The sequence below is a fragment of the Mycobacterium saskatchewanense genome (assembly GCF_010729105.1).
Taxonomy (GTDB): Bacteria; Actinomycetota; Actinomycetes; order Mycobacteriales; family Mycobacteriaceae; genus Mycobacterium; species Mycobacterium saskatchewanense.
In genome coordinates, this window is sequence record NZ_AP022573.1 from 2,846,878 (window position 1) to 2,872,072 (window position 25,195).

The following is a 25,195-nucleotide window of genomic DNA, read 5'->3' on the forward strand; positions in this document are numbered from 1 at the left end:
CGGCTAGTTCTTGCCCGCATTGAGCTTGGCGATGATGGAGCGGAAGTCCTCGGTGGTGAAGGACTGGTGCTCCGCCGACAGCGCGTAGTCAAGGCTGGCGAGCACGGCGCGCTCCAGGTGAATATTGAGCACCCGTTTGGTACTCTCGACCGCCTGCTGGGGCAGCTCCAGAATCTTCTGGGCGCATGCGATCGCCTCCGCCACGGGGTCGGCGGCCACGTGATTGGCCAGGCCGAGTTCGACCGCGCGGTGCGCCTTGATCCGGGTGCCGGTCAACGCGTACTCCTTGGCCAGCAGCAGGCTGATGTGCAGCGGCCAGGTGAGCGGCCCGCCGTCGGCGGCCACCAGCCCCACCTGGACGTGGGGGTCGGCGAGGTAGGCGTCCTCGGCGATGTAGACGATGTCGCTCAGCGCGACCAGGCTGCACCCGAGACCGACGGCGGGGCCGTTGACCGCCGCCACCACGGGGATTCGGCAGCGCGCCATGCCCAGGACGATCTCCCGCCCGTCGCGGATGGTCTTGGCGCGGAGCTCGGCATCGGTCGACAGTTCCTGGAGATAGGCGAAATCACCACCGGCCGAAAACGCCCGGCCCGCACCGGTGATCACCGCCGCGCGCGCCGAGGGGTCGTCGGTCAGCCGCTGCCACAGTCGTGCCAGACCGACGTGCAGGCTGTCGTTGACGGAGTTGAGCGATTCCGGTCGGTTCAGGGTGATGATCCGCAGCGGACCGTCTGCGCAGACGTCGACTTCCGCGGGCATGTCGTACACGTCAGACTCCCAATCCCAAGATGCGTGAAGCGATGATGTTCTTCTGTATCTGTGATGTTCCGCCCATCACACTCTGGGCGCGGCTGTACAGATAGGCGCCGAACAGTTCCGGGTCGCGGGTCCCGCCCACCGCCAGCGCTGCGTGCCCGACGGACTGCTCGACCCAGGTCATCAGCAGCTTGTCGAGCGACCCTTCGGGGCCGTGCGACACCCCGTCGAGCTGTTCGGACAGGCGGCGCCGGACGTGGTGAGTCAGCATTTCGGACTGCACCGCCGCCCATGCGAGCTCTTCGGACACCGTGCCCTCGGCGCGCGCGAACAGGCCGCGGACCAACTTGCCGTACCGGGCGGCGTAACCCAGCGTCGACGGTTCGCGCTCGTGCCCCACCACGGTCATGGCCACCGCCCACCCGTCGCCGGGAGCGCCGACCATCCGGTCCGCGGGCACCAGGGCTCCGTCGAAGAAGACCTGGCCGAACTCGTTGGTGACACCGTTGATCATGCGCAGCGGGCGTTGTTGTACCCCAGGCTGTTTCATGTCCAGCACGAACGCCGAAAGCCCGCGGTGACGCTTGGCTCCCGGGTCGGTGCGGGCCAGCAGCAGACAGTAGTCGGCGACGTCGGAGTAGCTGGTCCAGATTTTGTGTCCGTGCACGACGTACACGTCGCCCTCGAGCCGGGCGGTCGTGGTCAACGAGGCCAGGTCCGATCCGGCGCCGGGCTCACTGAAACCCTGACACCACCTCTCGGTGCCGTTGATGATGCCGGGCAGGAAGCGTCGGCGCAGCCCTTCGGCGGCGTGCCGGCCGATGCCATAGATCAGGTACCCCACGCTGGGGCGCGGCGGCGCGCCGGCGCGCGCCAGCTCCTCGTCCAGGATGACGTCGTAGACCGGCGGCAGCTCCTGACCGCCGTAGTCGCGCGGCCACGACAATCCGAAGAATCCCGCCTCGTACAGGGCGCGGTGCCACTCGGCCTGGCGAGCCCAGTACTCGTCACCGGACCCGGTGAATTCGTTGGCATGGGCCGAGAGCCAGGACCGCAGCCGCTCCCGGAAGGCGGCCTCATCGGGGGAGTCACGAAAGTCCAAAGTCGATCTCCTTCAACAACACCGGCCACAGCTCGGTCGACGTCAGCGCCCGTCGCAGGTAGACGTGCACCAGGCAATCCCAGGTGTTGCCGATGCCGCCGTGCACCTGAATGGCGTTCTCGCAGACCGTGCGGGTGGCGCGCGCGCAGTAGACCTTGGCGACCTGCGCCGCACGGATGGCCTCGGCCGGCTCAAGCGCGTCGACCGCCCACGCCGCATGACGCAGCACGCTTATCGAACCCTCGATCAGGGCAAGGCTTTCCGCCAACATGTGCGCGACGGCCTGATAAGACCCGATCTGCTTTCCGTACTGCTCGCGAATCTTCGCGTAGTCACAGGCGACGGCCTGCGCGCCGCGGGCGATGCCCACCAGGTCCGCCGATGTGGTGACCAGCGCCAGTGCGCGCCATTGTGCGGCGTTCTCGGGACTGACCTCACCGAGCGCCGCCGGCGTCCCGACCGGGTCGGCCTCCGCCCGGGTCAGATCGGCGCCGACGCGCACACCGCCGAGGTCGGTCTCGCGAACCACTGTGCCGCACAACGAGAGCGCACGACGCGCTCCGCGCGCGTCGATCACCCGGCCGTCGACCGCGACGGTGTTCGCCCGGGAGTCGACGTCGATACGCCGCACGAGGTCGTCCGCCAGTACCGGGCCGAGGAAGGGCGCGTCGACCACCCGGCGCCCCAATTCCTCGGCGACGATCGCCACTTCGACCCCTGACGCCCCGTCGGAGCGCAGCGATCGCCAACCGGTCATGTCGACCTGCTTGTCCAGGCGCGCAATCCGGCTCTCGTCGCCGAGATCCTGAACGGCGCCCGGGCCCAGATCGTCGGCCAGCTTGGCGGCCGCGTCGCGGAGCTGCTGTTGTTCAGGCGTCAGACGGACATCCATACTCCTCCTTGAGCTTGCGGCGCAGCACCTTGCCTGAGGGCAGACGCGGAATGTCGGGCACGAACACCACGCGGCTCAGGCGCTTGTAGGACGCTAACCTCTGGTCCACCCGCGCGGCGAGTTCCGCTGCCTCCACCGGTGCGCGCGTCGCGACCGCGGCGACCACCGCTTCCCCGTTGATGCCGTCGGGAACGCCGAAGACGGCGCAGTCTTTGACCGCCGGGTGACCGTGCAGCACCGTCTCGATCTCCGCGGGCGCGACCTGAAAGCCGCGCACCTTGATCATCTCCTTGAGCCGGTCGGTGATCCGCAGCCAGCCGTCGGTGTCGAGCCGGCCGACGTCCCCGGTGCGGTACCAGCCGTCGCGGAGGGCGTCCGCGGTGGCCTGGACTGGCAGGTAGCCGGCCATCAACGATGCCGACTTAGCCTGGATCTCCCCCACTTCCCCGGGGTCCACCGGCTCCCCGGTCTCCAGGGACGTCACCCGTAGGTCCACGCCCCGCACCGCACGTCCGACGGAGTCGAGCCGGGCGCCGCGCAGCGGATTGCACGCAATGACAGGCAATTCCGTGGTCCCGTAGGCGGGCAGCCAGCCGACACCGGTGCGCCTCGTCACGGTCTCGGCGACGTCGGCGCTGACCGGCGTCGCGCCCCACATGAAAAAACGCAGCGACGACAGGTCGTACGACCCGAGGCGCGGATGCGACGCGATGGCCAAGGCGATGGGTGCCACCACCATTTCGACTGTCACGCCATCTTTTTCGATGTGATGCAGCATCTGGTCGATATCGAATCGGCGGTGCATCCGCATGCCGGCACCCGTCCGCAGCGCGGTGAGGATGTTCAGCAGGCCGAGGATGTGGGACGCCGGCGTGGCGATCTGGACCCGATCGCGCTCGGTCAGACCTAGCGCCTCGCCCCACTGCCGGACCGCCACTTCCAAGGACGCATGGGTATGCCGGACGGCCTTCGGCATGCCGGTGGTGCCCGAGCTGAACACCAGCACGGCGTCATCCTCCGGGGCCGCCGAGTGCGCCATTGGCTCGCCGGGCGCGACCGGTTCGTCCAGGTGCAGCATCGGCATCAGGCCGCCCAGCACGGGATGGTCCCCGACCGCGTGCTGCGGATGCGTCAGTCCCAGCGCGTGGTCCACCTCGTCGTGCTTCCAGGCGGGGCTGATCAGCACCGCCGTCGCCGCTAGCCGCCATAACCCCATCAAGACGGCGACGAATTCTGGCCGGTTGGAGGTCATGATCGCGACCCGTTGACCCGCCGTGACACCCCGCTTGGCCAGGGTCTCGGCCCACCCATCGGACAACGCGCGCAGTTCGAGCAGGCTGAACCGCCGTTCCTCGAACACGAGCGCTGGCGGCTCGGTCACATCCCACCCTTCCCTGAGCGGGCCGGGGTCCGCACAGCTCTGAGAAGATCCTATCGCTCGAAGAGAATAGTATTCTCTACAATGAAGAATGCAAGTACGGGAGAGGGGGCTATACGGGTGACAGAGCCGGCGGGCGGCACCGTGACGATCCACCTCGACCGGAAAAAGGTGTCAGTGCCGCTGGTGCCCGGCGAGACCCTGCTGGAAAGCGCGCGGCGGGCCGGACTCGAGCCGCCGTTCAACTGCGAAGCGGGGAATTGCGGCACCTGCATGGCGAGGTTGTCCGAGGGCCACGCGACCATGCTGGTGAACGAGGCGCTCGACGACGACGAAGTGGCCGAGGGTTACATTCTCACCTGCCAAGGCGTACCGGATACGGCGTCGGTCACGGTGCATTACGAGTAGTCGGAAGGCGGCGACGATGGCCAAGGGAATCATCCTCGTTGAGAGTCGGCCCAGCGCGTCCGAGCGCGAGCTGGAGTACAACACCTGGTACGACGACGTCCACCTCGGCGAGCTGGTGGCGCTCGACGGATTCGTCTCGGCGCGCCGCCTGCGCCCCGTCGGCGGTGACGGCCCCTACGTCGCGATCTACGAGGTCGAGGGCGACGACCTGCAGGCGATCCTCGACAACATGCTCGCCAACGCGGGCCGGCTGCACATGTCGGACGCGCTGCAGTTGGACCCGCCGCCGATCATGCGGCTGCTCGAGGTGACGACCGAATACGGCCCGAAGGACTGAGCGCCGAACGCCCTCTGCTGTCGAAATTGCCGCGGCGGTCGTCATTCCTCGGAAAACACGACCCCCCGCGGCAATTTCGGCGAGGTGCGCGGGATTAGCGGTGGGCCATAACGACCCGTTCGAGATCTTCCACAGCCGTCGCGAACTCGGCGCCGATGGGTGGCAGCAGGATGACGTGGTCCGCCCCGGCCGCGATGTGTTCGTTCACCCTGGCGGCGACCACGCCGGGATCACCTTGCGCCACAATGGCATTCACCAGCCCATCGCTCACCTCGGCGATATCTCGGTCGGAGTAGCCCAGCGCCCGCAACCGCTGCGCGTACGAGGGCACGCCCAGCCTGTTCGCGACCGCCTCCCGCGCTGCACCGGCCTCCGCGATAACCGACAGCGCAACAACCAGAAGCTTGTCGGGGCCGAGCGCCCGGCGGGCCTCTTTGGTGGACTCAACGGGCAGCATGGCCGGCATCGCCCCGTCGGCGAACTTCGCCGCCAAATCAAGCATTTTCGGGCCGTTGGCGGCGATCACCCGCGGGAAGGCGGCGTCGGGCGCCGGCGGCCAGGTTGGCTCGCCCATCGTCTCCAGGTAGTCCCGCATCGTGGCCAGCGGGCTGCCGAAGTCCCGCGTGACACTCGCCGCTTGTTGCGGGTAGCCCACCCCCAGGCCGAGCACGAACCTACCCGGATGCGCCTCTGCCAGTTGGGCCGCCGCGGCGTGCATGGTTTGAGCCGGCCGGGCCCAGATGTTGGCGATGCACGTCCCGAAGACCGTTCGGTCGGTAGCGGCCAGCAGCATGGCGAGTTGCACGAGGGCGTCCTTGCCGATGACCTCGTTAGTCCACACGGCGCGGTACCCGGCCCGGCCCAGCCGGCCCACCGCAGCGCGTTGCGATTCGAAGGGCGTCGGACTGGTCAAAGAGACCGGCAGGCAGACCCCCACCGGCCCCAAGCCCTGGCGTGCCGTGTCGACGACCGCGTCGGCCACGACGCTCACTCGCCGAAGTAGTGGCCGGCATCGAGATCCTCGATGAGCCCGGGCCATTCCGGTTGCCAGTCCAGCGTCTTGCGCGTCAGCTCGCTCGACGTGGGGTTGTCCAGCGACGCGAACAACGCGAGGAAGCCGAAGTGGCCGGCCTGTTCGGCGGGGATGCTGACCGCCGGCAGATTCAGGTGGCGGCCGATGACGGCGGCGATGTCCCGGAATGGCACCCCCTCGTCGGCAACCCCATGCAAACGCGTTCCGGTGGGGGCCTTTTCGAGCGCCAGCCGGTACAGCCGCGCCGCGTCGCGGGTGTGCACGCCGGGCCACCGGTTGGTTCCGTCCCCGATGTAGGCCGACATTCCGGTAGCGCCGGCGGTGGTGATCAGGTGGTTGATGAAGCCGTGGTGGTCCAGGTCGCTGTGCACCAACGGTGCCAGCCGGTTGACCGACGAGCGCACGCCGCGTTCGGCCAACGCGATCACGGCGTTCTCCGAGTCGATGCGCGGTCCGCCCGGCATCGTGTCGTATTCGGTCGCGGCACCGCCGTGCCCGAAGAGCGGGAGCGACAGCGTCCCCGAGGTGCTGACGAACGGCCGGTCGGATCCGACGAGCGCTTCGCCCATTGCCTCGACGGCACGCAGGTCGGTCTCGGCGGCACCCAGAAAGTCGTCGAAGTCGTGCCGGAACGCGAGGTGGATGACACCGTCGGCCGCCGCCGCGGCCGACCGCAAACCGTCGGGATCGTCGAGCTCACCCCGATATGCCGTGACGCCCTTGGCCGTCAGGGCCGCGACGCCCTCGTCGGAGCGCGCCAGCCCCGTGACGCGGTGTCCGGCGTCGAGGAGTTCGTCGACGACGGCGGAACCGATGTGCCCCGTCGCGCCAGTTACAAAGACATCCATTGGTGGCTCCCTTCGCGGTTCGTCGCCATCCAGTCAATGGCCGCGTGGGATCGGGTGTCCAAGTCCTCTTTCATATGAGGCGATGCACATCCTGCATCGCTGCAGCTAGAGGCACCCGACGAGATATCGAGGTGGGAGGTGCCGCGTTACCATTGCCGCATGACCGAGCACTTGGAAGTCGACCTCGACCTGCGCCTGGTCGGGTACTTCGTCGTCGTCGCCGAGCACCGGCACTTCGGTCGGGCGGCCGGTGCCCTGCGCGTCGCGCAGCCGTCGCTGAGTCGCCAAATTCGCCGCCTGGAACAGCAACTCGGCGTGCGACTGCTCGATCGGACGCCACAGGGCACCGGGTTGACCGAAGCGGGCAAGGTGTTCCTGCCCCGGGCCAAGGCGTTGCTGCGGTCTGCCGCGCAGGCGGCGGCGCAGGCGAGGGCCGCCGCCCAGCCCAGCCGCATCACCATCGGGTACACGACGGGCATGATCGTCACCCCAGCGGTGCGCGCGATGCGCCGCGAGCACCCTGACGCAGAAGTGCAAGTCACGCATTTGAATTGGGGCCAGGCTCTCGACGCGCTGCTCGCTCATCGGGTGGACGCGGTGGTGACCCGGCTGCCGTTCCCGACCGACGGTCTGCACGTGACGGTCCTGTATGACGAGCCGCGGGTGCTGGCCGTGCCCATCGACCACCGCCTGGCGGGCAGGGATGTTGTGACCCTCGACGACATCGCCGACGAGCCGATGCCCCGGGTGCGGAACTCCGACCCGGCATGGAGCGCCTATTGGCGGATCGATCCCCGACCCGACGGACGCCGCGCGCCGGACGGCCCTTACATCGACGCGCTCGAGGACAAGTTCGAACTCATTGCCTCCGGGCAGGCCGTCGCCATCGTGCCCGCGATCGGGGGCAGCATCCGTCCCGACATCACCACGGTCACGTTGAAGGACGTCGAGCCGTGCCACGTCGTGCTGGCGACCCGCGCCGGGGACCGCAGCCGCCTGGTGGCGGCCTTCCGCAAACTCGCCGAGTCGCACCTCACGGGCGCCTGCCGAGCTTAGCCGATCGGATTTCGGCCGCCGTGAACCAACTTTGGCGCAGTGCCGTTCTTGTGTTGAGCGATGGGCAGTTGGAGTGCCCGTTCAGAGACTTGGAGGTTGCATGCTTTCACCAGCCGCGCCCTGGACAGCCGCCGGCGATCCGCACGAGCAGATGCTGACGGCGGTCTTCACCTACTGGGCGTGCCGGACCGTATTCGCGGTGGCCGACCTGTCGATCGCGGACCACCTGGCCGACGGCAACCTTACCGCCGCAGAGGTCGCCGCGCGCGAAGGCGCCGCCCCCGACACGACCCTGCGCCTAATGCGCGCCGGGGTGGCGGTGGGTCTGCTGAACGAAGACTCGGACGGCCGGTTCGCGTCCACGCCCCTGCTCGACACGCTGCGCCGTGACGATCCCCGCTCGACGCGGCCCTTCGTCCTGAGCATGCTCGGTGAATGGCTGCCCTGGAAAGACTTCACCAGCGGGCTGCGCGCCGGCGAAACGCCGTCCAGGGCGATGCAAGGTGGCGACGCCTTCCAGTACCTGGCCGCCCACCCCGACGAAGCCGAACTGTTCACGGCGGCGATGGCGAGCGCGACCAGCATCTGGGGCCCCAAGATCGCGGACGCCATCGACACCAACGGAGTGCAGTGCGCAGTCGACGTCGGCGGCGCCGACGGGTCGCTGCTGCGACTCCTCCAGCACAAGAACCCGTCGTTGCAGGGCATCATCTTCGACCGGTCCAACATCGTCGAGCTCGCCGAGGCGGCCATCAAGCGGGACGGTCTCACCGAACGCACGCGGGTTGTCGCGGGCAGCTTCTTCGAGTCGGTTCCGGCCGCAGACCTGATGCTGCTCAAATTCATCCTGCACGACTGGTCCGACGAGGAATGCATCACGATCCTCAAACGGTGCCGCGACGCGCTGGCCCCCGGAGGCCGGATCGCGGTCATCGACATGGTGGTATCAGCGCAGAAACCGCTCGCCGCGCTGATGGACATGAACATCTTCCTCGCCTGCACCGGACGGGAACGCTCATTGGACGAGTTCGACGCGCTCTTCCGCGCCGCGGGCCTGACGCGCAAAGCGGTCCACGAGACCGGGACGCCGCAGTCGGTGATCGAGGTCGTGGCGGGTTAGCAGCGTCCCCACCGCCGCCGTGGCCGCCCGCTGACGCACGACGACCGATCGTTGCGCGGATCCCATCTTGCGGCTGCAACACGTTGACGCTCGGCCGAGCGTCAACCCTCGCGCAGCCCCGGCGGTGGCCGGTACTCGGGTTGGTAGCCCGAGACGTGGATCGGGCTACCAACGAGCCGGAAGTTCCCCGCCGTCACCACCACTTCCGGCGTCGCCTTCAGCGCCTCGGGCAGCGACCGCACCGCCGCCGCCGGCACGCCCAGCGGGCGCAGCCGGCGCTCCCAGCCGGCGGCGGTGTCGGTCGCCAGCATGGCCGTGACGACCGCGAGCACCTCGTCGCGGCGGGATACTCGTTCGGCCATCGTCTCGAATCCACCGATGCCCGCCTCACTGGCGAAGGCCTTCCAGAACCCGTCATGCGTCACGAAGAGCGCCAGATGGCCATCAGCCGTGGGAAACAGCTGGGCCGGAACGTAATACGAGTGCGCGCCGTTGGGGCGGCGCTGCGGCTCGACGCCGTCGTTGAGGTAGGCCGACGCATGGTAGTTGAGCTGCGACAGCATGACGTCGCGCAGCGACACGTCGACCTGGCCACCGGCGCCGGAGACGATCTTGGCCAGCAGCCCCAGCGCTGCGGCCATCCCCGTGGAGTTGTCGGCCGAGGAGTAGCCGGGCAGCGTCGGCGGGCCGTCCGGGTCGCCCGTCAGCGCGGCGATGCCGGTGGCCGCCTGCACCACGTAGTCGAAGGCGGGGTCGTCGCCGCCGTGCAGTCCGCAGCCCGTGATGGCCACGCACACGATCCGCTCGTTGTGCCGGCGGAGCGCGTCGTAGGTGAGGCCGAGGCGGCGGATGGCCGACGGTTTGAGGTTCACCAGCAGCGCATGGGATTTGGCGACCAGATCGCCCAGGCGTTGCTGCCCGGCTTCGGAATTCAGGTCGAGACAGATGCTGGACTTGTTGCGGTTGAGGCTGGCGAAGTAGCTGGCGCCGACCTCTCGGGATATCTCGCCGCCGGGCGGCTCGACCTTGGTCACTTCGGCGCCGAGGTCGGCGAGCAGCATGGTGGCATACGGACCGGCCAGCATGGTGCCGACCTCGAGGATGCGCACGCCGGCCAGCGGTGCGGTGGATGTCACCGCAATTCCGATGCGAGAGAGGCGATCATGTCGCGGGTGCGCCGTTTGGAGGCGACGAGTTCGTCGCGGTTGTCGCCGATGGGGAGCAGCCGCACGGACAGGTCGGTCACGCCGGCATCGGCGAACGAGCGGAACCGCCGCAAGATCTGTTCCGAATCACCGGCCGCACACAGATCGCCGACATCACGGGCATCGCCGCGCTCGAGCAGGCGCTGGTAGTTCGGCGACACCTCGGCCTCGCCCAAGATGCGGTTGGCCCGCTCCTTGGCCGCCTCGACTTGCGCAGGGGCGCAGAGGCATACCGGGATGCCCGCAACGATCCGCGGGGTGGGGCGTCCGGCATCCGCGGCGGCTTTGGTGATCTTCGGCGCGATGTGATCACCGATCGCGCGCTCGTCGGCCATCCACAACACCGTGCCGTCGGCGAGCTCACCGGCGATCTGAAGCATCACCGGCCCAAGGGCGGCGACCAAAACCGGCATCGGGGTGTCGGCCCCGATCGCCAGTGGATTGTGCACCGCGAACGAATCGTTTTCGACGTCAACCGGTCCGGGCCCGGCGACGGCGGCATTGAGCACCTGTAGGTAGTCGCGGGTGTAGGCGGCCGGCTTCTCGTACGGCAAGCCGAGCATGTCCCGGATAATCCAGTGGTGTGACGGCCCGACACCCAACGCCAACCGGCCGCGGGACACCGCATGCGTCGACAATGCTTGGCGGGCAAGGGCAATCGGATGCTGGGTCTGCAGTGGCACCACCGCAGTACCCAGCTCGATGCGCGAGCTGTGCGCTGCCATCAGCGACACCATGGTCAGGCAGTCGAAGTCGTCGGGCACCTGCGGCATCCACGCGGTGTCCAAGCCCGCCGATTCGGCCCATTCGATGTCCGACGCCAGCTTGCCCACCTTGCGAGCCATGTCGCCGCGCTCGGCCCCGATCATCACTCCGACGCGCACTGGCCCTCCGCAACGGGTTCGGGGGTTCCGGTCAGCGCGCGGATCTCGCGCACGAGCACGTCCAGCGGTGTGCCCGTGGGGAATACCGCAGCGGCACCGGTGGACAGCAGCTTGGGCACGTCGGCATGCGGGATGGTTCCCCCGACGACGACGGCGATGTCTGCAGCTTCGGCGGCGCGCAGCGCCTCGATCGTCCGCGCGGTGAGCGCCAGATGCGCACCGGACAGGATGCTCAGGCCGACGACGGACACGTCCTCCTGGACGGCGATCGAGGCGATGTCCTCGATCCGTTGGCGGATGCCCGTATAGATCACTTCAAAACCGGCGTCACGCAGGGCGCGGGCGACGATCTTGGCACCGCGGTCGTGTCCGTCGAGGCCGGGCTTGGCGACCAGAATCCGCACCGCCATCTAGAAGACCACCGGTTGCTGAAACTCGCCCCACACCGCCTTGAGCGCAGTGACCATCTCTCCGACGGTGCAGTACGCGTTCGCACAGTCGATGAGGTTGTGCATGAGATTCTCGGTCCCTTCGGCGGCGCGGGAGAGGGCGGCGAGGCTGAATTGCACCGCGGCCGAATCTCTTTCGCTCTTGATCTTCGAGAGGCGCTTGAGCTGCAGGTCGCGGCCCTCGGCATCGAGCTCGTAGGTGACCACATCGGGCTCCGGTTCCTCTGACACGAACCGGTTGACCCCGACGACGGGGCGAAGGCCGGCCTCGATTTCCTGGTGCATCCGGTAGGCCTCGTCGGCGATGAGGCCCTGCAGGTAACCGTCCTCGATCGCGCTGACCATGCCTCCGTGTCGCTCGAGGTCGTCCATGATCTCGACGATGCGGGCTTCGGTCGCGTCGGTGAGCGCCTCGACGAAATACGACCCACCGAGCGGATCGGCGACGCTGGCGACGCCGGTCTCGTAGGCGAGGACCTGCTGAGTGCGCAGCGCCAGGGTGGTGGACTCCTCGGTGGGCAGGGCGAACGGCTCGTCCCATGCCGCGGTGAACATCGACTGGACGCCGCCCAGGACCGCGGCCATCGCTTCGTAAGCCACGCGGACGACGTTGTTGTGGGCCTGCGGTGCATACAACGACGCGCCGCCGCACACGCAGCCGAACCGGAACATCGACGCCTTATCCGTCGTCGCGCCGTAGCGCTCCCGCACGATCGTGGCCCACCGACGCCGTCCCGCACGGTATTTGGCGACCTCCTCGAAGAAGTCGCCGTGGGTGTAGAAGAAGAAGGAGATCTGCGGCGCGAACTGGTCGATGGTCATCCGACCGCGTTCGAGCACGGTGTCGCAGTAGGTCACCCCGTCGGCCAGCGTGAACGCCATTTCTTGGACCGCATTGGCTCCGGCGTCGCGGAAATGCGCGCCCGCCACCGAGATTGCGTTGAACCTGGGCACCTCGGCCGCGCAGAACTCGATGGTGTCGGCGATCAGCCGCAGCGACGGTTCCGGCGGCCAGATCCACGTCCCACGCGAGGCATACTCCTTGAGGATGTCGTTCTGGATGGTTCCGGTGAGCTTGGCCCGCGGGATGCCCTTCCGCTCGGCGGCCGCCACGTAGAACGCCAGCAAGATGGCCGCGGTCCCGTTGATGGTCATGCTGGTGCTGAGCTTGTCCAGCGGAATGCCGTCGAAAAGGATCTCGAAGTCGGCGAGCGTGTCGACCGCCACGCCGACCCGGCCGACCTCCTCACCGAACTCGGGATCGTCGGAGTCATACCCGCACTGGGTCGGCAGGTCGAGCGCCACCGACAGCCCCGTCCCGCCCTGGTCCAGCAGGTAGCGGTAGCGACGGTTGGATTCCTCCGCCGTCCCGAAGCCGGAGTACTGCCGGAACGTCCACAGCTTGCCTCGATAGCCGGACGCGAAGTTGCCCCGGGTGAACGGGAACTGCCCGGGCGACGGCGGATCGCCGGCCCGGTCCGCCGGCCCGTACACGGGCCGCAGCGGGATGCCCGAGGGAGTTTGAGCAGCGTTATCCATCGATGGATAACGTACTTGCAAAAAAAGAGAATGCCAATCCCATCACTTTGACCTGCGGAGACGGCGCTTCCGTCCGGCGCGAAGCTAGCCGTTCTCGGCGGCACCCCCGAGCGCGATCCCCCGGGTTTCCGGCAGCCGATAGGTACAGGCGAGGCTGATCAGCACCAGGGTGGCCATCATCAGTCCGATGGCCCAGCCGCCGTATTGCGCGAGCAACGGGCTCGCCACGATCGGTGGAATGGCGCCACCGATGATCCCGGCGAGGTTGAGCGCCAGCCCGGAGCCGGTGTAGCGGTACCGGGTCGGGAAGAGCTCCGGTATGAAGGCCGCCATGGGCGCGTAGGCGACCGCCGCGATGGCGTAAATGCCGCCGATCACCACCGTGAACAGGACACGGTTGCCGGTGTCGATCAGCGGGATGACGACAAAAGACCACGGCACGCCCAATATCCACGCCGCGATGATCATCGGGCGGCGCCCCAGTCGGTCGCACATGGTGCCGGAGAACACCACCGCCACCGTCCATACGACGCCGCCCAGCATGCCGGCGATCAGGATCGAGTGGTGCGAGAGCCCGATCCGGCCGTGGGCGTAACTGGTCAGGTATGTGCCGGCCATGAAGACGAAGGTGTAGACGGCCACGAAGCTGCCCGATGCCAGTAGCAGACTCACGGGCTGCGAGCGGATGACCTCCACGATGGGTGCGCGGCCCGGCGCCCCGGTCGCCAATTGGCCTTTGAAGACTGGGGTTTCGCCGATGTTCAGCCGCACGTACAGGGCGACGGCGATGAGCAGCGCGCTGAGCAGAAACGGCACACGCCATCCCCATTGGATGAATGCCGGACTGGTTTCGCCGATTGTGAAATCCACGAGGAGGAAGGTCAGGCTGGTCAGGACGAGGGCGACCCCGACGCCCAGCGGAGTGAACATGCCGTATCGGCCGCGGTGGTCGGCGGGCGCGTATTCGGCGCCCAGCAGTGCCGATCCCGCCCATTCACCACCGACGGCAAACCCCTGCAACAACCGCAAAGTGAGCACGATCAACGGCGCGGCGACGCCGATGGTGGCCGTGCCAGGAGTCAGGCCGACCGCGATGGTCGACAGCCCCATGATGAGCAGTGTCGCGACCAGGGTCGCCTTGCGACCCAAGCGGTCGCCGAAGTGGCCGAAGACCGCCCCGCCGACGGGCCGGGACACGAACGCCGCCGCGAACGTCCCCATCGAAGCGACCGTCGCCATGGTGTGGCCCAGATTCGGGAAGAACACCGTGGGGAACGTCAGGGCCGCCGCGGTGCCGTAAATGTAGAAGTCGTAGAACTCGACGGCCGTGCCCACCATGCAGGCAACCGCGACGCGCGTCCGGGAACCGGCCGCGGGCGGCGCGACGGCCGAAAGTGAAGCGCCAATTTCCGAAGCCCGCTCGCCGCGCACCGTGCTGATGCTACAAAGCGCCCACCGGCGCGTTGACCGAACGTCGACCTATGCCCGGCAGAGAATCTCGCCGTGTGGGACCGACAGCCAGCCATCCGGCGCGGCGGCCCAGGCCCGCCAGGCCGCGGAGATCTCCTCCAGCTGCCCCCGGGTTGCCAGACCTGAGTCCGCGAGCTGGCGAGCCAGGTCGGAGTGGAGGATCCGGTCGGCCCACATCCCGCCCCACCAGGCGCGCGTGGCGGGCGTGGCATAGCACCAGACGCTGCCCGTCGGGGTGACGTCGTCGAACCCCGCGGCCTGGGCCCAGGACAGCAGCCGTCGGCCGGCGTCGGGTTCCCCACCGTTGGCGCGGGCGGCCCGGTCATAGAGGTCCAGCCACGTATTCAGCGCCGGAATCTGCGGGAACCAGATGAATCCCGCGTAGTCGGCGTCGCGCGCCGCCACCAGCCCGCCCGGCCGGCAGACCCGCTTCATCTCCCGCAGCGCCCACACGGGGTCGACCACGTGCTGAAGCACCTGGTGCGCGTGGACGATGTCGAACGCATTGTCGGGGAACTCGAGGGCATGGACGTCAGCGACGGCGAACGCGACGTTGGATAGCTCACGCCGCCGCGCCTCGTCCCGTGCGATCTCGAGGACGCCGGAGGACTGGTCGACGGCCATCACTGGCCCGGGTGCGACGCGGGCAGCGAGGTCGACGGTGATGGTCCCGGGGCCGCACCCGATGTCAAGCACCGACAGCCCCGGGCTCAGGTGGGGCAGCAGGTAGGCCGCGGAGTCTTCCGCCGTGCGCCGCTGGTGGCTGCGCAACACCGACTCGTGGTGGCCGTGCGTGTATTTGGCGTCGTCGCTCATGCGTGCAGCCTAGCGACGGCCGCCCATATTCCAGAACTGCTATCCCATATTATGAGACAGCTAGTCGACGGGCACGTTGAGGATCGGGCGGTCGACGGCGGCACCGGGACCGTCGAAGTGCCACCACTCCCCCGAGTACGGGTTCAGGCCGCCATACTTCATGGCGTCCCGCAGCCGGGCCCGGTTGGCCTGGGCGTCGGCGCTGACGCCCTGCGTCGCGTAAGCCGTTGCACGGGCAGAGAAATCGTCGAAGTCAGTGCCCATGTCGGCGAGGCAAAGGCCGTCCATCCGCCGTTCGGGCGGGCACTGCCCCTGGACGCCGGTGAAGGTCACATCGACCGAGAGCCCTGACTCATGACTGTGCGCGTAGTTGCCGGGCCGAGCCACCCAGGCCGGGTTGGGGACGACGTCGAACATCTTGACCTGGACGTCATGCGGTCGGTAACAGTCCCAGAAGACCATCAGGTGACCCTGCGGCCGCAGGGCGGCGGCAGCCGCCCCGAGGCCGGGAGCCATGGATTGATGCACGAGGCAGCGGGCGTCGGACGGGTACAACCGCGTGTGGGTGAAGTTGTTTGTGGTGGCGTAGCGCAGGTCGATCACCGCGTCGGGAACGACGGTGCGGACGTCGACGAATCCGGCCGCGCGGGCGGCGTCGCCGACCGGCGGGACGTCCGCGTGGGCCGGCGCGGTTACCACGCCACTGAGCGCAACGGCGACCGCGGGCGGCCACATCCACCGGAGGCGAGGCATGGATACATTGTGGCTCTATGGGGGATTGGATCACCTGCGCCACACCCGCCACGGGAAAGGTGGCTATGACCGGTTCTGGGAAGGGCTATCGCGTGCGATAGCAATGTTTCCGTCGACGTAGCGTTGCAGATTCGGCGCGATCGCGGCCACCACCTCGCCGTCGGGCATCGAAGCGAGCGGTTCGATCTTCCAGACGTAGCGGAGCAACGCGAAGCCGATCAGCTGGCTGGCAATCAACCCGCTGCGGCATAGCCGCTCGTCCTCGTCGTCACCGAGGGTGGATTCGCCGATCAGGCCGCGCTCCACGATCATCCGGAGCTTTTCGCGGGTCTTGGCCTCGTGCGCGGCGGTCAGCACGATTGCCCGCAGTACCGGACCGACTTCCTCGTCGTCCCACGCGTCCAGCACAGTGCGGATCAGTCGCCGGCCCAGCTCCACTTTGGGGGTCGCCCACGTCGCGACGACCGAGTCGAGCCACTTCTGCGGCGGCGCCGTGGCCGCGTCGAGCAGGCCTTCCTTGGAACCGAAGTAGTGGTAGATCAACGCCGGGTCGACATCGGCGTTGCGGGCGACGGCCCGGATCGCCGTGCCGGCCCAACCGTGTTCGGCGAATTCGGTGCGGGCCGCGGCGAGGATCCGCGCCGCCAGCACGCCGCGGTCGTCCCGTGGGCCGGGGGGGATAGGTCGCTTCGCCACCGTCCCACCATATGACAAGTTTCATCTTGCGTTGAGACTAATCTCAACATACGGTGAAACTATGGCCGCCTCCGATAGCACGCTCAACGGTCCGCAGACCACGGGGCGTGAATACCGCAACCTCAGCGAACCGCGGTACACATCTCGCACGGACATCAACACCGCGATCGGAATGCGCGACGGCACAGACCTTTTGGCCGACATCCATCGGCCCGACGCCGAAGGGCGATTCCCCGCCCTGGTGGCCGCTTCGCCGTACCCGAGGCAGATGCAGGACCTCGGCGCCCCGGCTGGATTCATCGAGGCCGGCGTCACGGACTTCTGGGTCCCGCGCGGCTACGCGCACGTGATCGCGAACGTCCGCGGCACGTGCGGCTCGGGTGGCACCTTCGGGTTCTTCGACGCCCAGGAACGCCGGGACATGTACGACCTCGTCGAATGGGTTGCCGCCCAACCCTGGTGCGACGGCAACGTGGGCATGATCGGGATCAGCTACTTCGCCATGACCCAGCTCGAGGCGGCCGTCGAGCGGCCGCCGCACCTCAAGGCAATTTTCCCGCTCGCCGTGACGAGCGACCTCTACGAGGGCGCTAACCACCACGGGCTGCTGAGCTCCTCGTTCATCACGCCGTTCCTCGCGATGATGGGCCTGACGTCCGAACGCAGCGACGGGCTGTGGCGCAGCAAGCCGATCGGCCTGGCGCGCCGGGTTCTGAACACCCCGCGGCTGCACAAGAAATTCGAGACCATGAACGGCGAGGCCGCGGTGACCATGCTGCGCCAGCTTCTGCGGCTGCCCCACGATCCGCACCCGTGGGACGAATTGTGGCAGGAGGCCGCGGTCAAGCACCCCGCACGCGACGAGTGGTGGGAGGAGCGGAATCTCCTGCCGCTGCTGAAGAACATCGACGTTCCCGTCTACCTGGGATGTGACTGGGAGAACGTACCGCTTCACCTTCCGTCGACGTTCACCACCTGGAATGGGCTGTCGCACAACGCATGTGTCCGCATCGGCATGCTGGGCAAGTTCGGCCTGACGTGGCCGTGGGAAAGCATGCATACCGAGGCGCTGGCCTGGTACGACCATTGGCTCAAGGGCGCCGACACGGGCATCGTCGAGGGCCCGCCGATCCGCTACTTCCTGCCCGGCGCCGACGAGTGGCGCACCGCCGACTCCTGGCCGCCGTCACCCGCCCCACATCGTGAGCTCGCGCTGCGCGCCGACGGCGGGCTGGACGACGACGAGGGCGAACCCGGCAGCCGCACAATGATGGTCCTCGGAGGCGGGCTCGGCCGGGTCAGGCCCAGCGCGATCGACCCGCCTTCGACGCTGAGCTGGACCGGCGCACCGCTGACCCGGGACGTCGACGTGGTGGGCGACGTAGAGCTGCGGCTGGTCGCCTCGGCGACGGCGATCGACACCGCGTGGATGGTGACGTTGCAGGACGTCGCGCCCGACGGTGAAGCCACCGACGTGACCGCCGGGTGGCTGCGCGCCAGCATGCGCGAGGTCGACGAGGCCGCCAGCCGGCCCGGCGCGCCTGTGCTGCCCTGCCGCAATCCGCGGGCCGTGCCGGTCGGCGAGGACGTCGTCTACCGAATTCCCCTGGTGCCCAACGCCCGCCGATTCAAGGCCGAACACCGAATTCGCCTGGTGCTTTCCAGCGACGACCAGAACCCGTCGACCCCGGCGATCATGAACTTCCGGCACGCCAGCGTGGGGACCAGCAGCCTGAATACGGTCCGATCGTCGTCACGGCTGTTGCTTCCGGTGCTCGGGTAGCGCGGGGCACGACGCCCGAACACGCGCGGCCAAAATCGGCGAGCTGGGCAGCTCGTGTGCGGTCGGACCCGGTAGCGAACCGGGCGGGCATGCGCTCGGGCAGGCACTACGCCCGCGTGGTCGCCGCGCGGGCGGGCCGAGCTCACCGACGTCCGGCCAGCCCTTCGAGCTCGTCCCGGTCTCTGACGTAGCTGTAGAGCGTCATCGGGGCCCGTGCCGCCCGCTGCGACCAGTGATCGCATGCTCAGAACACCGAGACCGTCGCGGGCGACGATGTGGTTCGCTTTGGCCCGTACTTCATCGACGGTGAACCGCGCCGCCCCGTGAGCACCACCCCCGCCCTTCCACCCGAACGGGCCCTTGACGCGTACGCTGTACGTATCGTAGAACAGGTACATCGTACGTATTCCTGGGAGGATCTCACATGGGGGCTCGCCTCACCACGGAGAGGGTGCACTTCGCTTCTCAAGGCACTCGCTGCGCCGGCTGGCTGGCCTTTCCCGGGGGTTCCGGCCCGCACCCGGGAGTCGTCCTTGTCCACGGCCTGGGGGCCACTCATGAGATGTTGACGGCGCAGTACGACCAGCGCTTTGCCGCCTCGAGATTGGCCACGCCGGCCTTCGACTACCGACACTCCGGCGGCGATCACTTCCGGACTTACCATCGCCCACCAGCGGCCGAGTTGCTCACCGAGCAAACCGCATTCCTTCAGAACCAGTCGAATGTCCAAATCGACTGACGCTCTGCAGGAAAACGACGCTCGATTCGCGGAGCTGGTGCGCGGCCTCAGCGCCGCGCAGTGGACCCAGCCGAGTCTGTGTACCGAATGGACCAATCACGACGTCCTGGCGCACCTCGTCGTCGGCTACGCAGCGTCGCTCGCATCGATCGCCGCCACAATGGTGCGGCGAGCCGGTTCGTTCAATGGGGCGAACACCGATCTGGCACGGACCTTGGCGGCACAGCGGGCGCCTGACGACTTGATTGACCAATTCGTCGCCCTGACAGCCGAACCCCGCGGCGTTGGTCGAATTTTCCCCCGACGTCTGCTGTTGGGCGACCATGTCGTACACGAACTCGATATCGCCTACGCGCTCGGTAGAGACTCGGAGATACCCACCGCAACTGTCGCCGCCGTCCTCGACACGCAAGTGCGCATACCGAACCCGTTCGTGCCCGCCGCCGCACGAGCCCGAGGGCTGAATCTGGTTGCCGCCGAGGCCGACTGGTCACACCACGCGAATGGCCCCACTGTCACGGGTCAAGCCGCCCATCTCGCCTCGGTGCTGGCCGGTCGACCGTGGGCGCTGCCAAAACTGCGCGGCCGGGGCGTCGAAGTGCTTGCCGCCCGTCTGTGACCGGCCCCATTCGCCAAATGGCGCCTTTGCCGAGACGACGAATCTGGATGCACCGAATTTCACGGAATTTTCCCAGTTCCATTCGTAGCGCCCCACACCTGTTGCTGGCGTCGACGGGCGGCGTCGCACCGATGGTTAGATCGCGGCGGTCACCGGCAGATTGAGGATTGCGCATCCCACGCGCGCCGGATGGGAATATTTGCTTCACGCCGAGCCGCGAAGAGCGCCCCGCGTCAGAAACCTCGCCGCCACGAGGTCGCTCCGGAATCGTGCAGCAGACCCGCATCTCGATCTGCCCGGCGCACTGGTCAAATCTGCGCACCCAGGCGCTTTATTAGCGGCGCGGCTGCTGCCAACGTCTGCAACTCAGCATCGGAAAACTCCTTCTTCAGGATTTTCGCTAGATGGCGAGTTCTCGCGTCACGCTTGCGCTGCAGGATCTTCACTCCGGATGTGGTGAGAGACAGCATGACTCGTCGCCCATCGGCCGGATCAGGTCGACGGCTTACCAGACCCCGCGATTCTAGAGCGGCGATGGTTGCTCCCATGGCTTGCGGCGTAATTTGCTCGGCCCGCGCCAAGTCTGCCCCAGATGCCGGGCCTTCATGGTCCAAGCGCTCCAGAGCCGCACGCTCGGGCAGCGTGAGTTGACCGGGCGCCTGCAGCAGCTTGAGTCGGCGAGCGATGAGGACAATGCCGCCGAACAAGCCTGCTGCCACGTCATCGCAATTTGGACTCTCAACCATATAGCCAGCCTAGGCTTATTACGAAGCGTGGCTAGTGTGGCGCCAGCTTGTTCCGCCAGCGTGTTGGGTCTGGGCGCGGAGTTCGGCGCCCTTCTCGCGCAGACGTGCCATTGCCGGACTACGGTCGGCGAGCGTCAAGTCTGTTTCGACTATTGGACCTGGCGTAGAGCTTTCGGTCCGCCACGGTCAAGGCAAGAACGACCATCGATACTGCGATCAACGCTGCTACCAGCCGGTGCAGTCCAGTGTCATCGACCCGTGTACGAAATGTCATGCCGCATATCGTTGCGGCGGCGATCGAACCGATGTACCCATATGTTCGTAGCAACCCTGAAGCGGTGCCGACGGTGTGTGCAGGCGCTTGCTCGTAGAGCGCAATCTGGTTGGCGAGTGTGCACAAGCCCGAGACCACACCGACCAAGGCGGTGATCGTGACGAGCAACACTAGTGGGCTATGGCCGTTCAAAGAGCATGCGATTAATCCAGCGGCCAACATGAGCGCAGCCGAAATCGTCAGCGAGGTTCCCATGCGCAGGCGGCGCGAACCCACCTGCGCTGACAGGGCTGAAAGCACACCCATCGGAATCAACGTGAGACCCGCTGTATAAGCCGTCAACCCGCGCGCAGCTTCCATCCACTGGGTGAGGCCGTAGAGCACGATATAGACGGCGAGCAAAGTAAGGCCGTTACGCAGGTAAGTCCGTGTGAGCGCCATATTCGATACCAGCAGCCGGATGTCCAAGAATGGATATCTGGCCCGAAGTTCCCAGCAGATCAGTGCTATCGCCACCAGCAGCGAGGCAGCCAATACTGAAATGCGCGGCCGAGGGAGCGACAAAAGGAAGGTCAGCGCGCAGGTGAGCGTGATCGCGAAGCCGGTGATGCCGACGAGATCGACTCTGGTGATCAATTCTCGCCAGGGGTATCCGCGGATTCGGTCAGGGTCCTTCGGGAGCCACAGCAGTGCCGTCAGAAGCGCTGCGCAAGCGATGGGGACATTGATCAGAAACGCTGCCCTCCAGTTAAACCAGCTGATCAACAGCCCGCCGAGGGCAGGGCCAATCGCCACCATCGCCGCGCCGGCGATGGTCAGGCTTCCCAACACCCGTTGCGGGGGCGCGGTCAGACCCGCGGTGCTGGCACGGCGGCGGATCAGCAACATCGCGGTGGGATAGCCCGTGGAGGTGCCCATGCCGATGAGCACCCGCGCGATCGTGAGAATCAACAGGTTGTCGCCGAATCCGCCAACAAATCCCCCCAACAGAACCAGCGCGGTGCCCGCCACGAATACACGACGGGGCCCGATGAGTTCGCCTAACCGCCCGGTAGTGGGTTGCGCGACGGCACTCGTCAAATACAGGCTTGCTATCAGGATCGAACTGCGGCCGACTGATACTCCCAGCGATGACGCGATCGCGACCAGCGCAGTCGCCATCACCGAGCTGTTCAACGGGTTAAGCGCCGCCCCAAAGAGCATCGGTGTGACAAACTGCGGACCGAAGGCCTCCGAGGCAGTGGCAGCGGTTTCGACTCCCAGCGACGGACTGGCGGAATTCTTCTGGCTCGCCTGCTCAGATTCTGGCGCGTTGATGACAAGGCCTTTCAATCGATAGCCGCCCGGGAGCCTCGACGGTGCTGACGGGACGGCCCTTCGCCTGCTAAGCCCCGGTGAGTCTGCCGTGACGCTGATCGTTGGTTTGCGAGCTGTCGGGTGCACTCGCGTAACCGCGGAGACGACCCCACGTCAATGCCGCGACGTATAGCGGCGGCATTACCACCCCGATGATGACGTGGTTTAAAGGGACGACGCCAGCGCAGATATAGCTCACCGCGGCGAGCCAGTCCACAACCTCGATGACGATCATCATGTCGATCCACAATGCGTGCCGCGCGGGCGTACGCGCGCGAGGAGCATCCCGATTCCATAGCCGACGTATCTGGCTCCCGCTGGGGCCATCAACCAGTTGACCCAGGCGGGCGCTGGGGGTCGCAAATGCAGCTGCTCAAACATTAAGCCTGGCACCAAAAATGCGACGCCGAAACCGATCTGACTGAGCCCCAGCACAACCAGTGCGATCCGCAGAATCCGCATTTACGACCTTCCTGCCTGTTCCGTATCCGTGCTGAGTCGCGAAAGCCCTCACCGCGCGCTGACGACTCACGACCCCAGCTGCACAGCTTTCGGTATCAGCTCCTCGCCGAGCCGATTCACAAATCCCAGTGGATCGTTCGACGCAGGCGGCAGGATGCTCATAACGTCGAATCCCAGTTTGGCGTATTGCTCTGCAGCGACAAAAAAACCGTCTAGATCATCAAACGGGTCGGCGACGTGGAAAACCGTCTTCTGGATCGAGTCGTAGTCGCGGCCCAGCGCATCACAGTGGCGGCGCAGCACGTCGCACTTGTGGGCGGCCTCGCTCGTTGATTCGAAAATTCCGTTCCATATATCGGCGTACTGGGCAACCAGCCGCAGGGTTTTGCGTTCGCCCGTACCGCCGATGAGGATTGGCGGGTGCGGTTGCTGAACCGGCTGGGGGACACACAACGTTTCGGCCAGCTGATAATGCTTGCCTTCGTATCCGCCGTTGTTATCGCTCCACATCTGCTGGCAGATCTGCACCGTTTCCTCAAGCCGTTCGAAGCGTTCTTTTGTCGAGGGGTACGGGACTCCCAAACCGACGTGTTCGCGCTTGTACCAGGCCGCACCCACCCCGCATACCGCGCGACCTCTCGACAGAACATCAAGAGTGGTAACAGTTTTCGCCAGCAAGGCCGGATAACGATAGGTTATGCCGGCCACCAGCACGACAAGCTTGATTCGACTGGTTTGGCCGGCTAGGAACGCCAGCGAGCTAAATACCTCGAGCATTGGTTCGTCGGCCGGCCACATACTCTCCATCTGAAAGAAGTGATCGGCCATGGTGAACCAGGCGGCGCCGACCTCTTCTGCCGCGCGGGCGGTGTTTGCCAGCGTGGTCGGCAATGCCGATGTGCCCCCGGGAATGCTGAAGTTGACGAAGTGAAATCCGATTTCCATGCTGCCCTCCTCAAGGCTCTAACCTGCGCGACAGCGGAGACGCCAAGTCCGCTCCAGCACCGAATACCCCTGACGGCCATCGCCGCATACGGCCTTCACGGGAGTCGGCACGTCGGTCCGGAGCCCGCCTCGTGTGCCTGGCCCGCGGTGGACACACACGCCGACGCTCACTGCCGGTCGCGGCCTTCACGCTCCGTCCCGCAACCACACAATGTCGGCGCTGCTGCGCTGTCGCGCTACGTTTAAGCGTAGCCCGTCGACGTCATGTTATCAACCTAGACTGATTACTTCTCTGAAATTAGCTGTCACCAAATGCGTTTCGTCATGCGCGCCGGACAGGCAATTGTGCTGCATACTCCTCCTACGGCTCAAAATTGCTGTCCCGCTCGGCTTTCGAGACGCGATGACAACCGATCGAGGACGTTGTCGACCCATCCCGTAAGCCGGTAGGGTCAGCGCGTCGAGTACGGGACTGTGTCAACCACTCATCCAATGCGCAGAGATTCGCTGGGTCGCACAGTCGCTGGTGTCGCCGACCAGTTCTTGCCGGGCGGGTGCGTCGGTACACCGAATTACCGCGCAGACCCATACTTCCCGACCTCGACGTCGTCGCCGCTGCCCGGATAGTCGTGTACGGGTTGCCGCTGATTATGACGCCGTGGGTCGGGGGATCGCTGCTGTGTGGGCCTCAGGTTCGAGGGCGGACGAGTAGTCCCATCCCGATGGTGGTGCCGAGCTGCACCACGACGCTTAATTCGCTGGTAATCCGCAGGTCCGTGGGCGGAAGTGTCCACGCTTCGGCTGCTGCGCTCAATTCTCGAAGTCGCGCGCAATGACGGCCGCATTCACGCCAACCGCGCTCACGGAGTGTCAGCTGGTCGCATCCCCGAGCGCGAACGCCACCGCTACCTGACCGCCCCCGAAGTCGCCGCGCTGGCCGCAGCGTGCAAAGACCAGGGTGATCTGGTCACCATCCTGGCCTATACCGGCCTGCGCCGGTCCGAACTCGTCGGCCTTTGCGTCGGCAATATCGACCTGGCTGCTCGCCGCCTTCACGTTCGCCGGGCCGCGCCGGATGTCGAAGGCCGCGTCATCATCGGTCCGCCCTTGACACGCGCCGCCAAACGCACCGTGCCCCTTCGAAAGGTTGTCATCGACACGCTCAAACCACGTGCGGCAGGGCGTTCACCGGATGAGCCGGCCATCACGTCCCCCAACGGCGCGATGCTCAGATCCAACAGCTGGCGCAGATACGCCCACTGGTCACAAGCCCTGCGTACGACGAACGTCGCGCCTCTGACGATTCACGACCTACGACACACCTACGCCAGCCTGGCCCGCAAATCCGGCGCTGAGCTGCGCTACGTCCAGAAAACCATGGGCGACTCCACGCCCACCGCGACCGCCAATATCTACAGCGACATCTACGCCGATGAAGTCGACCCACGTAGCCACGAACCTCGACCACCTCAATGAGTCCGCCGCCACCGAGGCGAACGAACAGGAACCGAACAAGGCCGACAATC

Annotated in this window: 24 protein-coding genes and 1 pseudogene; 7 read left to right on the forward strand and 18 right to left on the reverse strand. The window is 66.8% G+C overall.

The window, feature by feature from the left end; translation table 11 throughout:
• Window positions 1–3: 3 nt before the first annotated feature.
• The 4 genes from G6N56_RS13220 to G6N56_RS13235 are packed head-to-tail and all read right to left on the reverse strand — an operon-like array spanning window position 4 to window position 4,134.
• A complete protein-coding gene (locus G6N56_RS13220) occupies window positions 4–771 on the reverse strand; it encodes an enoyl-CoA hydratase/isomerase family protein (protein WP_085255789.1) in 768 nt (255 codons plus the stop codon).
• A 1-nt stretch (window position 772) separates the two neighbouring features.
• On the reverse strand, window positions 773–1,861 hold the full coding sequence (locus tag G6N56_RS13225) for an acyl-CoA dehydrogenase family protein (protein ID WP_085255788.1): 1,089 nt from the start codon (window positions 1,859–1,861) through the stop codon (window positions 773–775).
• Entirely contained in the window at window positions 1,848–2,753 is a 906-nt protein-coding gene (locus G6N56_RS13230) for an acyl-CoA dehydrogenase family protein (RefSeq protein WP_085255787.1), read from the reverse strand. Before G6N56_RS13230 ends, G6N56_RS13225 begins: the two co-directional genes overlap by 14 nt.
• A complete protein-coding gene (locus tag G6N56_RS13235; RefSeq protein ID WP_085255786.1) occupies window positions 2,731–4,134 on the reverse strand; it encodes a class I adenylate-forming enzyme family protein in 1,404 nt (467 codons plus the stop codon). The genes G6N56_RS13230 and G6N56_RS13235 overlap by 23 nt, the downstream gene beginning before the upstream one ends.
• Before the next feature lie 81 nt (window positions 4,135–4,215).
• On the opposite strand from G6N56_RS13235, the gene G6N56_RS13240 reads away from it, so the two are divergent.
• Both G6N56_RS13240 and G6N56_RS13245 read left to right on the forward strand, forming a co-directional pair.
• Window positions 4,216–4,539 carry a 2Fe-2S iron-sulfur cluster-binding protein gene (locus tag G6N56_RS13240; RefSeq protein ID WP_085255785.1) on the forward strand — a complete coding sequence of 108 codons (324 nt, stop codon included), beginning with the start codon at window positions 4,216–4,218 and terminating at the stop codon, window positions 4,537–4,539.
• A gap of 16 nt (window positions 4,540–4,555) precedes the next feature.
• Complete coding sequence (locus tag G6N56_RS13245) at window positions 4,556–4,876, forward strand: hypothetical protein (protein WP_085255784.1); 321 nt, start codon at window positions 4,556–4,558, stop codon at window positions 4,874–4,876.
• Window positions 4,877–4,970: 94 nt separating this feature from the next.
• Here the strand turns inward: G6N56_RS13245 and G6N56_RS13250 are convergent, their stop codons facing one another.
• Together G6N56_RS13250 and G6N56_RS13255 are read right to left on the reverse strand one after the other, a co-directional pair.
• Window positions 4,971–5,915, reverse strand: a complete 945-nt coding sequence (locus tag G6N56_RS13250; protein WP_085255783.1) for a TIGR03620 family F420-dependent LLM class oxidoreductase — start codon at window positions 5,913–5,915, stop codon at window positions 4,971–4,973.
• On the reverse strand, window positions 5,864–6,757 hold the full coding sequence (locus tag G6N56_RS13255) for an SDR family oxidoreductase (protein ID WP_085255782.1): 894 nt from the start codon (window positions 6,755–6,757) through the stop codon (window positions 5,864–5,866). The genes G6N56_RS13250 and G6N56_RS13255 overlap by 52 nt, the downstream gene beginning before the upstream one ends.
• Window positions 6,758–6,916: 159 nt before the next feature.
• Here G6N56_RS13255 and G6N56_RS13260 point away from each other — a divergent pair, with 159 nt between their 5' ends.
• Both G6N56_RS13260 and G6N56_RS13265 read left to right on the forward strand, forming a co-directional pair.
• On the forward strand, window positions 6,917–7,813 hold the full coding sequence (locus G6N56_RS13260; protein WP_085255781.1) for a LysR family transcriptional regulator: 897 nt from the start codon (window positions 6,917–6,919) through the stop codon (window positions 7,811–7,813).
• Window positions 7,814–7,913: 100 nt separating this feature from the next.
• Complete coding sequence (locus G6N56_RS13265; RefSeq protein WP_085255780.1) at window positions 7,914–8,933, forward strand: methyltransferase; 1,020 nt, start codon at window positions 7,914–7,916, stop codon at window positions 8,931–8,933.
• A 101-nt stretch (window positions 8,934–9,034) separates the two neighbouring features.
• Here the strand turns inward: G6N56_RS13265 and G6N56_RS13270 are convergent, their stop codons facing one another.
• From G6N56_RS13270 to G6N56_RS13305, 8 genes are all read right to left on the reverse strand, one after another.
• Entirely contained in the window at window positions 9,035–10,069 is a 1,035-nt protein-coding gene (locus tag G6N56_RS13270) for a CaiB/BaiF CoA transferase family protein (RefSeq protein WP_408632677.1), read from the reverse strand.
• Window positions 10,066–11,022 (reverse strand): LLM class F420-dependent oxidoreductase, encoded by a 957-nt coding sequence (locus G6N56_RS13275; RefSeq protein ID WP_085255778.1) that lies wholly within the window; start codon window positions 11,020–11,022, stop codon window positions 10,066–10,068. The genes G6N56_RS13270 and G6N56_RS13275 overlap by 4 nt, the downstream gene beginning before the upstream one ends.
• On the reverse strand, window positions 11,007–11,432 hold the full coding sequence (locus tag G6N56_RS13280; RefSeq protein ID WP_085255777.1) for a cobalamin B12-binding domain-containing protein: 426 nt from the start codon (window positions 11,430–11,432) through the stop codon (window positions 11,007–11,009). The genes G6N56_RS13275 and G6N56_RS13280 overlap by 16 nt, the downstream gene beginning before the upstream one ends.
• Window positions 11,433–13,010 (reverse strand): methylmalonyl-CoA mutase family protein, encoded by a 1,578-nt coding sequence (locus G6N56_RS13285; protein WP_085255776.1) that lies wholly within the window; start codon window positions 13,008–13,010, stop codon window positions 11,433–11,435. It lies immediately after the preceding gene.
• Window positions 13,011–13,094: 84 nt separating this feature from the next.
• The gene (locus G6N56_RS13290; RefSeq protein WP_085255775.1) at window positions 13,095–14,348 is read right to left on the reverse strand and encodes an MFS transporter; all 1,254 of its coding nucleotides are present in this window, start codon (window positions 14,346–14,348) and stop codon (window positions 13,095–13,097) included.
• A 141-nt stretch (window positions 14,349–14,489) separates the two neighbouring features.
• A complete protein-coding gene (locus G6N56_RS13295) occupies window positions 14,490–15,296 on the reverse strand; it encodes a methyltransferase domain-containing protein (protein WP_085255774.1) in 807 nt (268 codons plus the stop codon).
• Between the two features lie 60 nt (window positions 15,297–15,356).
• On the reverse strand, window positions 15,357–16,031 hold the full coding sequence (locus G6N56_RS13300) for a M15 family metallopeptidase (RefSeq protein ID WP_408632701.1): 675 nt from the start codon (window positions 16,029–16,031) through the stop codon (window positions 15,357–15,359).
• Window positions 16,032–16,112: 81 nt separating this feature from the next.
• Entirely contained in the window at window positions 16,113–16,745 is a 633-nt protein-coding gene (locus G6N56_RS13305; RefSeq protein ID WP_142280600.1) for a TetR/AcrR family transcriptional regulator, read from the reverse strand.
• 61 nt (window positions 16,746–16,806) lie between these two features.
• On the opposite strand from G6N56_RS13305, the gene G6N56_RS13310 reads away from it, so the two are divergent.
• Window positions 16,807–18,528, forward strand: coding sequence for a CocE/NonD family hydrolase (locus G6N56_RS13310; RefSeq protein ID WP_085255772.1), 1,722 nt, complete (start codon window positions 16,807–16,809; stop codon window positions 18,526–18,528).
• A gap of 722 nt (window positions 18,529–19,250) precedes the next feature.
• Window positions 19,251–19,886, forward strand: a complete 636-nt coding sequence (locus G6N56_RS13315) for a maleylpyruvate isomerase family mycothiol-dependent enzyme (protein WP_085255770.1) — start codon at window positions 19,251–19,253, stop codon at window positions 19,884–19,886.
• A 308-nt stretch (window positions 19,887–20,194) separates the two neighbouring features.
• On the opposite strand, the gene G6N56_RS13320 is transcribed toward G6N56_RS13315, so the two are convergent.
• The 4 genes from G6N56_RS13320 to G6N56_RS13335 form a co-directional block, all read right to left on the reverse strand.
• Window positions 20,195–20,632, reverse strand: coding sequence for a MarR family winged helix-turn-helix transcriptional regulator (locus G6N56_RS13320; RefSeq protein WP_085255769.1), 438 nt, complete (start codon window positions 20,630–20,632; stop codon window positions 20,195–20,197).
• 118 nt (window positions 20,633–20,750) lie between these two features.
• The gene (locus G6N56_RS13325; RefSeq protein ID WP_197746667.1) at window positions 20,751–22,238 is read right to left on the reverse strand and encodes an MFS transporter; all 1,488 of its coding nucleotides are present in this window, start codon (window positions 22,236–22,238) and stop codon (window positions 20,751–20,753) included.
• A gap of 52 nt (window positions 22,239–22,290) precedes the next feature.
• A complete protein-coding gene (locus G6N56_RS13330) occupies window positions 22,291–22,500 on the reverse strand; it encodes a hypothetical protein (RefSeq protein WP_085255767.1) in 210 nt (69 codons plus the stop codon).
• Between the two features lie 290 nt (window positions 22,501–22,790).
• Window positions 22,791–23,669, reverse strand: coding sequence for an LLM class F420-dependent oxidoreductase (locus tag G6N56_RS13335; RefSeq protein WP_085255766.1), 879 nt, complete (start codon window positions 23,667–23,669; stop codon window positions 22,791–22,793).
• A 765-nt stretch (window positions 23,670–24,434) separates the two neighbouring features.
• Between G6N56_RS13335 and G6N56_RS13340 the strand changes: the two are divergent.
• Window positions 24,435–25,182, forward strand: a pseudogene (locus G6N56_RS13340) (tyrosine-type recombinase/integrase); the annotation flags it as partial.
• Window positions 25,183–25,195 lie beyond the last annotated feature (13 nt).